Source organism: Bartonella sp. LB28NMGDW, assembly GCF_042194435.1.
GTDB classification, from domain to species: Bacteria; Pseudomonadota; Alphaproteobacteria; order Rhizobiales; family Rhizobiaceae; genus Bartonella; species Bartonella grahamii.
Genome location: NZ_JBHIMX010000001.1, coordinates 275,196 through 290,587 on the forward strand (window position 1 = coordinate 275,196; position 15,392 = coordinate 290,587).

Here is a 15,392-nt window from a genome sequence, read left to right on the forward strand (position 1 = left end):
TTCTTTGGTTACCCTTTTTCATTGTGTATAATAAAATCATGACGAAATAAACGCTTTTATATTTATTTATCAGATATTTCCTAAAGTCATGATCGGTTTTACAAACCAATTTGGGTGCATTGATTTGATAAAAAGAGCTGCTTGTTGCGCTGTTTGTTTATTTTTAAAAATGCCAAAGCAAGTTGCTCCCGTTCCAGACATGCGGGAAAAAAGAGCGCCACATTCATCTAATACAGATAACACTTCAGCTAACTGAGGTGCTATTTTTAATGCAGAAGAAAAAAGATCATTACGCGTTTCTTGTAAAGCTTCAACCAATGAATCAACACTCTTTAAAGCGTCTGTATTAATTTTTAAAGAAGGATTATGACGCTTCTCTAACGCTTTAAAAACAGTTTGTGTTGAAATCTCTTGTCCATGATTAACCAATACTATTGCAAGAGAACAGGCTCCCTTTAGTTGTATCATCTCTTGACCAATTCCTTTGACCAAAAGCGGCTGCTGATATTCTAATGCATAAAGACACATGGGAACATCAGCACCAAGAACTAAGCTCATTTTTGCTAATTCTTGGTAAGAGCAATCAAGATTCCACTGTTGACGCAACATGCTTATAACCCCAGCTGCATCACCTGAACCACCACCAATGCCTGAAGCAACAGGTAATGTTTTTACAAGCCGAAAAAAAGCAGGTTGAGCACATTCAGAAAAAGTATTATGCATAAAATCCCGTGCGCGAATAACCAAATTATCTAAATGAGACACAAGGCCTTTTGCAAACGGTCCCGTCAAAACAAACTGATTATTTTCGCAAGGTGCATAGTGTAAACAATCACCGCTAAGACTAAAATAAACCAAGCTTTCTATTAAATGATACCCATCAGCACGTTGCCCCACAACATGTAGAGCTAAATTCAATTTAATAGGTGTAAATAAATAGGAATGTCTTTTGGACGAAGCTTGTACATTTGATATCATATGACGTAATATCCACCTACACAGGGTTCTTTTACAAACTCCTCCCTTTTATCCATATTTTTTATTAGCACAAGCACTATAAACAGTTTGGAATATTCTTAATCGTTTTCTAAACAAACAATAAATATGAAGAGCACTCATACAAAATAAACGACATGTTCTCATTCGTATCATTTCAAGCCTTTTTTCTTCTAAAATCTGTTTTTAGATAAAAATCCCTCTGGCTTGAATGATCCTTTCCATTACAAACCATAACGCTGCCAAAGTGCTCGCTCTTCTGCTGCCATCAATGCACTGTCAACGACTGTATAAACCGTATGTGCCGTCACTCCTGAAGGCGTTTTAGGTCCTAAGAAACTTTTTGGAGGCATAATAAGTCGAAGTTTTGCATCATTACCAAAGCGCTCCTTAATAACAGAACGTACATCATTTAATCCATCAACCAGACCAAGCTCAACGCTTTGTTTTCCACTCCAAAACATTCCTGTAAAGAGATTCGAATCATCTGATAATTTTTCAGCACGCCGTTCTTTAACCAAATCGATAAAAGTTTGATGCACTTCAAGTTGGAGAGATTTCAAATGCTCGATATCCGCCTTTTTTTCTGGCTGAAATGGATCTAATGTAACTTTGTTCTTTCCTGCCGTGTATACACGCCGTTCGATACCAATTTTCTTCAAAAGCTCCGGAAAACCAAAAGAAGCTGAAACCACTCCAATGGAACCAACAATTGAAGAAGGATCTGCAAAAATTTCATCCCCCGCACAAGCAATCATATAACCACCGGATGCTGCAATATCTTCAATAAACACAAGAACCTTTTTATTTTTTTCTTCTGCCAAGTCACGAATACGCTTGAAGATAAAACGCGATTGTACAGGTGAACCACCAGGAGAATTAATAATAAGTGCAACAGCCGGTGACTTTTTGTGTGCGAAAGCCTTCTCTAAAAGATTTGCACACCTACTGAGGGAAAGGGTCCGGGATATAGATGCTGATGAATCCATAATTGCTCCTTGAAGGCGCACCACAGGAATTTCAAGTTTATCGGAAGAAAAACGGCGTGGAATAAAACTTTTAATAAAATCCATCAAAACAAAATCTCCTTATAAATTAAGAACAATTAAATAGGCAAGGACAACAAAAAGGAACAACGTGATACCATCCAAAAGCGCCAATCAATCCCCACATTACAACCAGAAATATAACTTCACCCAAAAGCTAAACCTCCCTAATGACAAAGTGTAGACTTTAAATAATAAACTAAAAAACACAAGATACTATTAGAAAAGTTCCCACAAGCTTATATATCCATTATTAATTGCATCAACTCGGGGTGAAAAAGTATGGTCATTACCTTCATGTATAATCAATGCCGGTAAAATAGATAAAGCTGCTCGGCTTCCTCGTTTTGCGTAAAATAAAAGACGAATTGCTGCTGTTTTCGCACGTGCATGCACAGGAATTATACAAATACCACCAAAACGCCCTTCTAAAGCACGCAAAATATCTGTCAGCGATTGTGGACGTGCAATAAGCCCTAAGTATCCACCTGGCTTAACAATGGCTGCTGCACTCCGCAACCAGTTATCAAACATCGCTTCAGACATAACATGTGCTTCAGATTTTTGTTTATCAGGTGTCTTGCGATCAGTAGGATTATTAAAAGGTGGATTCATAATCGCAAAATCAAAGCTATTATCTATCAAACCTGCTTTTATACGGGCATTCCCTTTGAAGGTAACATCTGCTTCTAGCAAACAAACTCGGCTAGAAAATTGTTTATTTTGTTTTAGCATAAGCGTTTTTTGAGCGTAAGATACCATAAAAGCTGAACGTTCAACTAAGGTAACATGAACTTTCAGACAACGCGAAGCAACAGCCAACCCTGCAGCTCCAGCGCCTGCACCTAAATCAACAACCTTGCCCTTTAAATTACTTGGAACCAAACCAGCTAACAACATCGCATCCATTCCAGAACGATGACCATATTTATGGGGTTGAACCAAATAAAATTTCCCGCGGTGAAAACTGTCTATTGTTTCACCACTCTGATTCGTTGTTTTATCCATTTAAAAGCCTAATGTTCACCTTTATAAACTGCATTTTTGCCATTCAGCTGCTATTTTAAATTTTTTTATTATTTCATAACAACAAGATTACACTCGCTAAAGAACATTTCTTGCCAATAACATTCCAAGCTTACACTTCAAAGCGCCATCAAAAGCTTGAGTCAAAACCAAACCCCCTTTATGCTAGTAAATAAAGTAAATTTTATATATGTCCATTGCAATACTCTAGGAGTAAACACATTGAGCGCAGCTATCAAACCAGAACAAATAAGAAATAATCAAATTTCTCTTCAATCTCTTGTCAACCTTACTCAAAAAGATATGGAGCGCGTAAATCAATTTATTCTCTCTATGGCAAAATCAGAGGTTGAGATGATCCCTGAAATTTCTAACCATCTTATTTTATCAGGTGGAAAGCGATTACGCCCAATGATTACGCTCGCTTCTGCTCATATGTTCGGTTATCAAAGTGACGGGCATATAAAACTCGCAACAGCTGTTGAATTTATGCATACAGCCACATTACTACACGATGATGTGATTGATGAAAGTAATTTGCGACGTGGAAAATCCACGGCACGGATGATTTGGGGAAATCAAGCAAGTGTACTTGTTGGTGATTTCCTGTTGGGTCAGGCTTTTAAAATGATGGTCGATGTCGGTTCCATAGAAGCGCTCTCTGTCCTAGCGAATGCTGCTGCAATTATTGCTGAAGGAGAAGTTATGCAACTTTCTGCTGCAAAAAATATCAAAACCAGCCCTTCAGACTATCTCAAAATCATCAATGCCAAAACAGCCGCCCTTTTTTCAGCAGCCGCTGAAGTAGGACCGATTGTTGCTGGCTATGGACATAAAGAGCGTTCTTCATTACGTGAATATGGAACATCTTTAGGTTTAGCTTTCCAATTGATTGATGATGCACTTGACTATAGCGGTAGTGCTCAAAACTTAGGAAAAAATATAGGGGATGATTTTAGAGAAGGAAAAATAACAATGCCTGTTATTATCGCATATGAACGTGGAAATATAGTAGAAAAAAATTTCTGGAAACAAGCACTTGAAGATGGCAATAACAATAATGAAGCCTTCGCACACGCGCAACACTTAATAGAAAAGTATGATAGTATCACAGATACAATAGAACAAGCACGCATCTACGGAAAACGTGCAATTGATGCTCTTGTTCCCATGAACGAAAATCTTGCTTACAATGCTCTCGTTGAAACTGTTGAATTTTGTATTGCGCGCGTAAACTGAATTCTTTGCAAGAATCACAGTATTTCTCAATAAAGTAATGAGATATGATCTATAAACAACACCATCGATTAATTATCTTGAAAAGGATTAGCTCCATGTGCTCTGCAACGGTATCCCGACTTTTTACCCTCTTTATCGTGGGTATCATGCTGATGCCATTCCCCACCTACAGTAAAATAAGCACCGCAATTCATACAAGCTCATTTACAGGTGCTTATTTAGCTGGAAGGGTTGCAAATCATGAAAATAAAACAGAACTTGCTATCAATTACTTTAAACAAGCACTCGTTTATCAACCTGATAACATTGAAACACAAAAAGAGCTCCTTGAAGCTATGCTCTCGGTCGGAAACTTTAAAGAAGCTGTCCAACAAGCCCAAAAACTCAAAGAGCAAGATGTTATAACTCCCTTTGTTTCCTTAACTTTGTCAGTAGAAAGTCTCATCAAAAAAGACTATAAGAATGCCAATTTTCTTCTGCAATCAAAAGAACCTCCGAAATCCAATAATCCAATACCTGAACTCATCGGTGCTTGGATTAAATTTGGATCTGGACAAAAATCTCAGGCAATCGCTGATCTTAAGAAACTCAAAGGTCCCGTCTGGTATGACCTTTTTATATCTTATCATCTAGCACTTATGAGCGATCTCGCAGAACAGCCAAAGGATGCAAAAAAATATTTCATTAAAGCACTTAGTAACAAACAGGGGACTCTTATCGCTCCCAATACCTATGAACGTATTATCATAGCCTATGCCTCATTCCAATTGCGCCATAATATGCGTAACCAAGCTCTTCAAACAATCCAACATGGCGAACAAATGTTGTCAGGTCGAGAAGTCCTTAAAAACTTTCGAGAAAAAATTGAAAAAAATTCTTTCTTAGAGAGAGTTATTAAAACACCTCAACAAGGAGCAGCCGAGGTATTATATAATTTTGGAACTGCCCTCAACCACAAAAACTCAGGACGAATCGCACGTATTTTTAAGCAATTATCTTTCGCCTTATACCCTCAAAATGACGCAACACTGTTTCAGCTCGCACACATCTCTGCTAAATTGAGTGATCCTCATCAAGCAATTAAACTTTATCGCGCATTATCCCCTAAATCTGCTTATTATAAAGATGGACAACTTCATCTTGCATTCCTTCTTGCCAATAACAACAATTACAAAGAAGCAATAAAATTACTCACATTGTTAAATGAAAAATTTCCCAATGATCGTAATATTTTGATAACGCTCGTTGCTTTTTATATGCAGGACAATAAATTTCTTGAGGCCATTAAAACTCTAGACACCGCTATTGCCCAGATAAAAAACTTTCAGCAGGACGATTGGAAACTCTTTTATCAGCGTGGTATTGCTTTTGAACGTTTAAAGCAATGGCCAAAAGCAGAAATTGACTTGAGAAAATCACTTGATTTTTTTCCAAACCAACCGCAGGTTCTTAATTATTTAGCCTATTCCCTTGTAGAACGTGGTGAAAAGCTTGAAGAATCGCTCCGTATGCTGCAAAAAGCTTCTGCTTTGCAAGCTCACAACAGTCATATTCTCGATTCTTTAGGATGGGCTTATTATAAACTAAAAGAATATAATAAAGCAGTGCAAATATTAGAAAATGCTGTCAGATTACAACCAGAGGACCCAACACTGAATGATCATTTAGGGGATGCCTATTGGAAAGTTGGGCGTAAACGTGAAGCAATCTTTCAATGGAACCACGCAATTGATGGAAAACCAGAAAATTCTGAACAAATTCAAGAAAAGTTGAAATTTGGTTTGCAATAAACGACGCTTAACCATAAACCACATGAAATAATAAACAGAGAAACTAAAATTATTTTGGTTTTTTGTTTAGTCCAATATAAAGAGTATAAAGCGTGAAACTGCCTGAACATCTTAACCCCAAACGTTCTTTTCAGGGACTAATCTTAACTTTGCAAAATTATTGGGCACACTATGGATGTGCAATTTTGCAACCTTACGATATGGAAGTCGGAGCTGGGACTTTTCATCCCGCAACAACATTACGCTCTCTAGGTCCACGTCCTTGGCAAGTTGCTTATGTCCAACCCTCTCGACGTCCAACAGATGGCCGATATGGTAAGAATCCAAATCGTTTACAACACTATTATCAGTTCCAAGTGCTTCTCAAACCCTCTCCGCTCAATCTACAAGAACTTTATATAAAGTCGCTACAAGCTATCGGGCTTGATACAAAACTGCATGATATTCGCTTTGTTGAAGATGATTGGGAAAGTCCTACCCTTGGTGCTTGGGGACTTGGATGGGAATGCTGGTGCGATGGAATGGAAGTCTCTCAATTTACTTATTTTCAACAAGTTTGTGGCATTGAATGCGCTCCAGTTTCAGGGGAACTCACATACGGTCTTGAGCGTCTAGCGATGTATATCCAAGGGGTTGATAACGTCTATGACCTTAACTTTAATGGTTTGGAGGGAGAAAACAAAATAAGTTATAGAGATATTTTTTTACAGGCAGAACAGGAATACTCATATTACAACTTCGAATTTGCTGATACAAAACTGCTACATCAGCACTTTATCGATGCAGAACGCGAATGCAGCGCACTTCTTGATGCTGGAAAACCAAATAAAGAAAATATATTACATCGCTGTGTTTTTCCTGCCTATGATCAATGTATTAAAGCGAGCCATATCTTTAATCTTTTGCAAGCACGTGGCGTTATTTCTGTAACCGAACGACAAAACTACATTCTTCGCGTTCGTGATCTCGCGCGCCGTTGTGGGGAAGCCTTCTTACTCACAGAAGCTGGACAAATATATACTGGAGAAGCCTAATGTCTGATCTTCTTCTTGAACTTTTCAGTGAAGAAATACCCGCACGTATGCAACGAAAAGCTGCTGCTGATCTCAAAAAATCTGTTACAGATCAACTTGTGAATGCTGGATTGATCTATGAAGCTGCTCGTGAATATTGGACACCTCGTCGGCTAACATTGGACATACGCGGACTTTCAATACGCTCAAAAGATATCCATGAAGAACGAAGAGGTCCTAGTATAAAATCACCACAGCATGTAATTGATGGTTTTCTACGTGCAACAGGATTAAACGATATTTCTGAAGCACATATTGGACATGATGATAAAAAAGGTCATTTTTATATTGCTAAAATTGTTAAAAAAGGTCGAGCTGCAGAAGAAATTATTGCCGATATTTTACCGAATATTATCCGCAACTTTCCGTGGCCGAAATCTATGCGTTGGGGAAAAGATTCAGCACAAAATGGTGCTCTGAAGTGGATTCGACCTTTACAAAACATTCTTTGCGTCTTCGGACCAGAAATTGGTGAAACACATGTTATTCCGTTTACAATTGGTTCTCTTAAAAGCAATAATTTAACTTATGGTCATCGTTTCTTAAGTGATGGAAAGCCATTTCAAGTGCGCCGCTTTGATGATTATGTTACTCAACTTGAAACCCATAAAGTCATTCTGGATGCCGAGAGACGAAAGAATATTATTTTAGCTGATGCCCAAAATCTCTGCTTTGCCAACGGTTTAGAACTAGTTCAAGACAATCCCCTCCTAGAAGAAGTTGCTGGTCTTGTTGAATGGCCTGTTATCCTGATGGGTGATTTTGACCAATCATTCCTTGATATTCCTCCAGAAATTATTCGCTTGACCATTCGAGCTAATCAAAAATGTTTTGTTACCCGTAAACAAGGAGAAAAAGTAAAACTTTCTCATCATTTTATTCTCGTTTCTAATATTCTTTCAAATGATGAAGGCAAAGAAATTTCAAAAGGAAATAGTAAGGTTGTCCGTGCCCGTCTTTCTGATGCACTTTATTTTTGGCAAACCGATCAGCGTGATTTGCCTGATATTCAACAATTAGAATCTTCTATAAAAAAATTTGATCTTGATATAAAAAAACCTCTCGATCAAAGAATGGCGCGACTTGATCATTTGAATGTAACTTTTCATGCTAAATTAGGTACCCAAGGTGCAAGAGTAGAACGCATTGCTACACTCGCACAAGAAATTGCACCTTTAATACAGACAGATCCTCTTTTAGCAAAACGTGCAGCAATCCTTGCAAAAGCTGATTTGCAAACAGAAATTGTCGGAGAGTTTCCTGAACTACAAGGGGTTATGGGGCAAAAATATGCCCTTCTTCAAGGGGAAGATCCTCGCGTAGCTGTAGCAATCGAGGACCATTATAAACCTCAAGGACCAACAGATCGTCTTCCACAAGAACCGCTTGCTATAACCGTTATGCTCGCCGACAAAATTGACATGCTCGTTGGCTTTTGGCTCATTAATGAAAAACCAACGGGCTCAAAAGATCCCTATGCGTTAAGACGAGCAGCATTGGGAGTTATTAGGCTTGTACTTTCGCGAGATTGGAAAATCAATCTTATGCCACTGTTTCAGTTCGCAATGAATCTTTTCTTACAACAAAAAAATAAATATGAGATTTCTCAAAGAGAAAATTCACAATTGCTGAATCTGCTTCCAGAAAAAACAAAATATATTTTATCAGACCTGTTATTCTTTTTTCATGACCGTTTAAAAATCTATCTAAAAGAGGAAGGTGCTCGTTATGACGCTCTTGAAGCGATTTTAAATAAAGATTCTGATGATTTTTTATTGGTTGCACGTCGTGTCGAATCGCTTATCGCTTTTATCAATACCCATGATGGAATGAACTTTGTAGCCTCTGTAAAACGTACTGCCAATATTCTTGAAAATGAATTTCAAAAAAGCACGGCAATAGCGAATGAAATTAATCCTGAGCTCTTTGTCGAGAAAGAAGAAAAGCAGCTCTATCATGCAATCTGTGAAGTAGAAAAACAAGCTCTTGCTCCCATCAATGCGACAAATTTATCATTTGCACTCAGTGTGCTAGCGCCACTTGGAAAATTGATTGATATATTTTTTGAAAAGGTATTGGTGAATGATAAAAAACCTGATGTTCGTGCTAACCGTCTTGCTCTTCTCAAACGTACTCACATTGTTACACAATCGGTTGCGGATTTTTCAAAACTTGTCATTTAGAATCAAAATGTCCTATTAACTGGTAAAAATAATGAAGATAAATTTTTCTTTTTTATGACTTTTATTAATTAATCTTGAGAAAATTATGCAACCAAAGAGGCCATTTTTATCTCTCAAATATCATTAATTAAGATATGTTTTCATTTTGATAAATGATTCTTTCTCAAGAGACTCTTTAATAAGTTCATCTGCCTTGTTAGAATCTAATTCCTTTGCAATAAGGATACGTGCTGTAGAAATTGCCAAATCAATAGCCGATGAAGAAACCATGCGTATCGCATCCGCTTCTGCTTGAGCGATTTTTTGCTCTGCCAATTTATTGCGGTTTTTTACATATTCTTCTGCTTTTGTACGAGCCTCAGCAATAACAGATTCAACTTCATGTTTTGCTGCTGCAATAATTTCTTGCGCGTCTTTTTCTGCTTCTGCATGTTTGCGTTGATATTCAGCCAATATTTCCTGTGCTTCTTCACGAAGACGCAGAGCCTCATCCAGCTCATCTTTGATACGCTTCGCGCGTGCATCAAGATGGTGTATAAGCTTCTGTGGAATTTGGAAATAGACTAAAAGAGCTAAAAAAAGAACTAACCCAACAAATGCCCAAAAAGTATCAGTCATTTTTCTCTTCCTCAATAATCCGCAGCTTTAACAACTGAACGAACAGCCTCTTTGCTAATATCAACGTCAATCAATTTTTTCACAATTTCAAGAGCTACTTCTTCAGCAATAGAACCAACATTTTGCATCGCTTTATCCCGAATTTTTGCTATCTGTTTTTCAGCATCTGCGAGTTTTTTTTCTAAACTCTCTTCAATTTCTTTTCGTTCAAGCTCTGCTTTTTCTTTTAATTCTTCACTAGCCACCTGCGCTATAGCATGCGCTTTCAAACGCGCTTCTGCTAATTTCCGCTCATAAGTTTCAACAACAATGTCTGCTTCCTGCTTCATGCGCATTGCCTGATCTAAATCAGATGCGATTCGATCTCGCCGTGTTTCAATAACACCACCAATACGTGGTACAATTACACGAGAGATAAAAAGATAAAAAAGTCCGAAAGAAATTGCCAACCAGAAAAAATGCGAACCAAAATGTACAAAATCAAAAGGTGGAAACACACGATTTGCATGCTCTGCCACCTTTTTAACATGTTCTATCGACGTTTCAGTGTTCTGTGCATAAGCGCTTGAAACAAACATCTTCTTTCACCCTTTAAATAGCTTATTAAAGCCCTCTATAACCGATGATAACTGACTGGCATCTCTCTCTGGTTAAGAGCTAAAAGGGTAAACCTTTCCTCGTGCAAGAACAGATATACCCTTTTGATGATGATTAAACCCCAAAAAGAAGTAGTAAAGCAATGAGCAGTGAAAAAATTCCCAAAGCTTCTGTTACAGCAAAACCAAAGACGAGACGTCCAAACTGACTATCTGCCGCTGATGGATTTCGTAATGCACCAGAAAGATAGCTACCAAAAATATTACCAAGTCCTAAAGCTGTTCCAGCCATACCAAAGCAAGCAAGACCAGCGCCAATATATTTTGCTGCAAGCACCATTTCCATGTTATTCTCCTTTAAAGCGAAATTGCATTATTCGACGGAAAACCGCCAATTCTATTAATGTCCTGGATGAATTGCATCATTAAGATACATACAAGTTAAAACCGTAAAGACGTAAGCCTGAAGAAATGCGACCAAAAACTCAAGAGCAGTAATTGCTACAGTCATAATAAGCGGTAAAATCGAACCACCCACACCTACGAGTCCTACCCCAATCATTGAAACAACAAACCCAGAAAACACTTTAAGCGTAATATGACCAGCAAGCATATTCGCAAAAAGACGAAGAGAAAGACTAATTGGACGGGAGAGAAAAGAAATAACCTCAATCATTGTCACCAAAGGCAAAACCACAACAGGAACTCCACTGGGAACGAACAGTTTCAAAAAACTGACCCCATGCTTATAAAAGCCATAACCAATCACCGTCAAAATTACCACCATTGCTAACGAAAACGTGATCATGATTTGAGACGTAACCGTATAAAAATAAGGAAAGAGACCAATAAAGTTAGCAACCAAAATAAAAGTAAACAGAGAAAAAACTAAAGGAAAAAACTGCATTCCCTGCACACCAGATGATTCCCGCAGAGTCGATGCTACAAATTCATATGCCATTTCCGAAAGAGACTGCATCCGCGTTGGAACCAATCCACGACTCGATGATGAAATAAAGAGAAAAATAGAAGTTATAACAACCGTGAGGACTGTAAACAATGATACATTTGTAAACGATAAATCCATATTTCCTATGGAAATCTTAATCAGCCTTGAAATCTCAAACTGATGAATAGGATCTGGAGCGTGCGCTGTCACTTCAACCTCATTTATCGGACCTCTCATTGGCCCCTTTATCTTGTTTATCTTGGCGCGATACGCCTTTTTTTCCCAATTGACTGGAGGAAACATACCCCACAGACCGAAGAATACTCACTATACCAGCAGCAAATCCAAAGAAGAGGAAAAATACCAATCCCCAAGGATACGAACCTGCTAACTTGTCAAACCCCAACCCCAAAACAACACCAACTATAACACTCGCCAGAAACTCACTGGAAAGCTTAATTGCATCTGCCATCCCTCCTTGTGATTTTTCCCGCTTATTCTTATGCTCCCGCTTCTTTAATGCCTGCTTGCGCACTAAAGCTACGCTTAAGTTCCTACTACGACATTCCAAATCCTCTGAATGAAGACATTCTCCTTGCTTTTCCTCTTCAGCCTCCTTACGGCTTATAACGGGTCTCTCGCCCACCGCCATCATTGGCTCCTTAATTAAAAGCAAAGTAAGAATGCATTTCATAAAACCGTGTGCATCATATTGTTCCCGAATTTATTCGTCAAGATACTAAAAAAAATCTATCACAAATTATCGTATAAATTTTATTGTATAAATAACGTATTTTTCAATTTACATGCTTTCTTAAAAAGATATTCTGAGCACCTAAACCGACTTCACGACAGCTCCCATGAATAATATAAAACTCATAGAATAGCCTTTTTTACACTTAACAAAAGGCGTAAACTGACACCATCTTATTTTCTGGCTCCAAATTTTATATCAATCCTAGTTTTGAAAGAGAACATAAAAAACTAAAAAACATTATGAGAGCGTTGTTTTGCTCCTTTTATTCAAATAAACTTGCACTTTTTATTTTATGAAAATGATAATAATCAATGGTTTTTATATGATCCTATTCGCAAAGTATTTTACATATGCCATCACAGAACCCATCACTCAATGAGCTTGAGGGTATTAAGAGAGGTTTATTTAAATACGAGATATTAATAAATCTAAAATTTTAAATAGATCACCATACCACTTTATACAATTTTAATCCACTTTTTTGAATTTTGCCCTTTATGATTGAATATCGGTAGATTCAGCAAATATTTTTTCTTTTTATTTAAACAAACTATTGTGAGCAAAAGCGCTTATTCATAGCCTTTATTTTTATGAAGCGATAATTTAATGCTTCTTTTCAAACGAGCATCATAACTATATTCCCCTACCCTCATATTGCATCTATTCTTGCATTTAAATAACCCATTAAGAGGATGATGTACTCTTTCTTAAATACCCCCTATCACACTCTTCTCATAACATACAAATAAATGATCTTTATCAAGATGAGAGAACTCTATTCAATAGCGCTCATGGTAAATGATTATCAATAAAATTAAAACTTTAGCAAATAAAAATTTTTTCTTTTATGAAAAGAAAGATCATTGAAAAAACTTATTTTTAAGATTCTTAAGTATAGATTTCATTCACTTAAAAAATTAAAGAGTTATCATTTCTTTTTGGAACGTGTCGCAAAAGGATTATCAGAGGCTCGTAATGATATGCGAACGGGTATACCAGACATATCAAATGTTTCACGTAACCCATTGACAAGATAGCGCAAATAGGACTGGGGCATACTTTGGGGGCGCGAGCAAGAAATCATAAATCCAGGAGGACGTGTCTTAACCTGTGTGATGTATTTAACCTTAAGTCGACGTCCAGAAACCGCAGGAGGTGGATGATGAGCCACAACAGTTCCAAGCCATTGGTTCAATTTAGCCGTCGAAATGCGACGATTCCATACACGGTGCATCATCATGACATTTTCCATCAGTTTATCGATCCCTTGACCATATTGTCCTGATAAAGGAACAGCTCTCAAACCACGAACTTGAGGAAGAAATCGCGCACATTTTTCATGCAAATCAATCAATGTGGTCTGACTATTTTCAATAAGGTCCCACTTATTGAAAGCAATAACTGGAACACGCCCTTCACGAATCACAAGATCAGCAATTTGTAAATCCTGCTTTTCAAAAGGTATCGTTGCATCAAAAACAATGACCACCACTTCTGCAAAACGAATAGCACGCAAAGTATCTGCAACAGATAATTTTTCTAATTTTTCCTGAATTTTCGATTTTCGACGTAAACCTGCAGTATCAAAAAGTTTAATATGACGACCACGCCATTCCCAATCTACAGAAATAGAATCACGCGTAAGTCCTGCTTCTGGTCCTGTTAACAAGCGCTCTTGTTTCAACATACTATTGATAAGAGTCGATTTTCCTGTATTTGGACGCCCCGCAATTGCAATCCTAATGGGCTTACTTTCATCGTAAATAAGCTCCTCTTCTTCCAAATCGTTTACATCATCACCAACAGATGCAGGCTGTATCGTAATATCTTCTTCTTTGTTGTTGCCAAAAGCATGCTCTGACCCCACAGCATCTATAATTGCATCACGCAGATCACTAAGTCCCAAACCATGTTCAGCCGATATTGGGCACGGCTCCCCCAAACCTAATGACCACGCCTCATACTCTCCTCCTGTTGCCGCTCTTGACTCAGACTTATTAGCAACAAGCACAATTGGCTTTCCTGATTTGCGAACCAATGAAGCAAAATTTAAATCACTTGGTGTTATCCCGCTCTTTGCATCAAATACAAATAAAATAAGATCCGCTTCATCAATCGCAGCTTTTGTATGAGAACGCATTCGCCCCTCAAGTGTATGATCACCTGCTTCTTCCAGCCCAGCTGTATCAATCACATCAAAACGTAGATCTTGAAGTTTTGCCGCATGAATACGTCGATCACGTGTTACACCAGGCTTATCATCAACCAAAGCCAATTTTTGCCCAACCAAACGATTAAATAGTGTTGACTTCCCAACATTAGGACGACCAACGATAGCAATGGTAAGGCTCATCGATTTATTCCTTATTTGCCTTGCCCTCAGCTTGTATCAGCTCAAGCATTATTCGAGCCCGATCTGTTATTTTTGAACCCGAAGCACCTTTTTCAGAAATTTTCTTAAAATAATAAACCGCCTCATCCATTTTATCCGCCTTATAAGCAGCTAAACCTAAAGCCTCTCTTGCAGACATATGCATAGGATCGGTATCACTTGTCATATCTTTGATACGCTTTTCAACATCAGCTAACGTCCCTGTATCAACTAGGATATAAGCCGCCCGAATTTTTGCAACTTTCTGCAAAATCTCTGGTGCTTTCTCATCCGCTGCAACAGAATCAAAGATCTCCACTGACTTAATAATGTCACCCTTCTCCATGAGTAAAGAAGCCTCACGTAAACGAGCAAGAAAAGGATACCCTCCAAAATGAGAGGTTTTAACAGTTTCTAATTGCTTTATCGCTTTATCAAAATGACGTGTATCCGCAAAATCAAGACTTTTTACAAATGCATCACCAATATAACCGGCTTTCTTTATTTGCTGATAATGGTAAATTTGATAAGCAACTATCATGAGTATAAAAAGAATAGCTGCTCCAATAATTGAAAAACCATACCGTCTCCAAAAAGCAAGCGCCTTTTCCTGACGAAATTCTGCATTCACTTCAGCAATAAAACTATCATACGACATATATCATACCTTGAAAAAAGTTACTTTATCTGTGCTTTTACGCATAAATGGACCAAGATGGTAGTCCTAATTAACTAAAAATATTTAAAT

The 15,392-nt window shown here is 37.7% G+C and carries 14 protein-coding genes; 4 read left to right on the plus strand and 10 right to left on the minus strand.

Features of this window, described 5'->3' with window-relative positions; translation table 11 throughout:
* Nucleotides 1–69: 69 nt before the first annotated feature.
* The 3 genes from ACFIKG_RS01125 to ACFIKG_RS01135 all read right to left on the minus strand — a co-directional run bounded on the left by ACFIKG_RS01125 (nucleotide 70) and on the right by ACFIKG_RS01135 (nucleotide 3,050).
* Complete coding sequence (locus ACFIKG_RS01125) at nucleotides 70–978, minus strand: 4-(cytidine 5'-diphospho)-2-C-methyl-D-erythritol kinase (RefSeq protein WP_375625139.1); 909 nt, start codon at nucleotides 976–978, stop codon at nucleotides 70–72.
* A 242-nt stretch (nucleotides 979–1,220) separates the two neighbouring features.
* Nucleotides 1,221–2,069, minus strand: coding sequence for a S49 family peptidase (locus ACFIKG_RS01130; protein ID WP_012754808.1), 849 nt, complete (start codon nucleotides 2,067–2,069; stop codon nucleotides 1,221–1,223).
* Nucleotides 2,070–2,261: 192 nt separating this feature from the next.
* The gene (locus tag ACFIKG_RS01135; protein WP_375648114.1) at nucleotides 2,262–3,050 is read right to left on the minus strand and encodes a tRNA1(Val) (adenine(37)-N6)-methyltransferase; all 789 of its coding nucleotides are present in this window, start codon (nucleotides 3,048–3,050) and stop codon (nucleotides 2,262–2,264) included.
* A gap of 180 nt (nucleotides 3,051–3,230) precedes the next feature.
* On the opposite strand from ACFIKG_RS01135, the gene ACFIKG_RS01140 reads away from it, so the two are divergent.
* From ACFIKG_RS01140 to glyS, 4 genes are all read left to right on the plus strand, one after another.
* Nucleotides 3,231–4,307: a polyprenyl synthetase family protein gene (locus ACFIKG_RS01140; protein ID WP_375651588.1), complete on the plus strand. Its 1,077-nt coding sequence runs from the start codon at nucleotides 3,231–3,233 to the stop codon at nucleotides 4,305–4,307.
* Between the two features lie 95 nt (nucleotides 4,308–4,402).
* The gene (locus tag ACFIKG_RS01145) at nucleotides 4,403–6,097 is read left to right on the plus strand and encodes a tetratricopeptide repeat protein (protein ID WP_375625142.1); all 1,695 of its coding nucleotides are present in this window, start codon (nucleotides 4,403–4,405) and stop codon (nucleotides 6,095–6,097) included.
* Nucleotides 6,098–6,189: 92 nt separating this feature from the next.
* The gene (locus ACFIKG_RS01150; protein ID WP_375625678.1) at nucleotides 6,190–7,131 is read left to right on the plus strand and encodes a glycine--tRNA ligase subunit alpha; all 942 of its coding nucleotides are present in this window, start codon (nucleotides 6,190–6,192) and stop codon (nucleotides 7,129–7,131) included.
* The gene (glyS, locus tag ACFIKG_RS01155) at nucleotides 7,131–9,353 is read left to right on the plus strand and encodes a glycine--tRNA ligase subunit beta (RefSeq protein ID WP_375625144.1); all 2,223 of its coding nucleotides are present in this window, start codon (nucleotides 7,131–7,133) and stop codon (nucleotides 9,351–9,353) included. Before ACFIKG_RS01150 ends, glyS begins: the two co-directional genes overlap by 1 nt.
* 123 nt (nucleotides 9,354–9,476) lie before the next feature.
* Here the strand turns inward: glyS and ACFIKG_RS01160 are convergent, their stop codons facing one another.
* From ACFIKG_RS01160 to ACFIKG_RS01190, 7 genes are all read right to left on the minus strand, one after another.
* A complete protein-coding gene (locus tag ACFIKG_RS01160) occupies nucleotides 9,477–9,971 on the minus strand; it encodes a F0F1 ATP synthase subunit B (protein WP_375625676.1) in 495 nt (164 codons plus the stop codon).
* An 11-nt stretch (nucleotides 9,972–9,982) separates the two neighbouring features.
* The gene (locus tag ACFIKG_RS01165; RefSeq protein ID WP_375625674.1) at nucleotides 9,983–10,549 is read right to left on the minus strand and encodes a F0F1 ATP synthase subunit B; all 567 of its coding nucleotides are present in this window, start codon (nucleotides 10,547–10,549) and stop codon (nucleotides 9,983–9,985) included.
* A gap of 133 nt (nucleotides 10,550–10,682) precedes the next feature.
* Complete coding sequence (locus ACFIKG_RS01170; RefSeq protein ID WP_005773968.1) at nucleotides 10,683–10,913, minus strand: F0F1 ATP synthase subunit C; 231 nt, start codon at nucleotides 10,911–10,913, stop codon at nucleotides 10,683–10,685.
* Nucleotides 10,914–10,967: 54 nt separating this feature from the next.
* The gene (locus tag ACFIKG_RS01175; RefSeq protein ID WP_375625192.1) at nucleotides 10,968–11,726 is read right to left on the minus strand and encodes a F0F1 ATP synthase subunit A; all 759 of its coding nucleotides are present in this window, start codon (nucleotides 11,724–11,726) and stop codon (nucleotides 10,968–10,970) included.
* 7 nt (nucleotides 11,727–11,733) lie between these two features.
* Entirely contained in the window at nucleotides 11,734–12,168 is a 435-nt protein-coding gene (locus ACFIKG_RS01180; RefSeq protein ID WP_375625147.1) for an AtpZ/AtpI family protein, read from the minus strand.
* Nucleotides 12,169–13,201: 1,033 nt separating this feature from the next.
* Complete coding sequence (gene der, locus ACFIKG_RS01185) at nucleotides 13,202–14,626, minus strand: ribosome biogenesis GTPase Der (RefSeq protein ID WP_375651589.1); 1,425 nt, start codon at nucleotides 14,624–14,626, stop codon at nucleotides 13,202–13,204.
* Nucleotides 14,627–14,630: 4 nt separating this feature from the next.
* Complete coding sequence (locus ACFIKG_RS01190; RefSeq protein ID WP_375625149.1) at nucleotides 14,631–15,302, minus strand: tetratricopeptide repeat protein; 672 nt, start codon at nucleotides 15,300–15,302, stop codon at nucleotides 14,631–14,633.
* Nucleotides 15,303–15,392 lie beyond the last annotated feature (90 nt).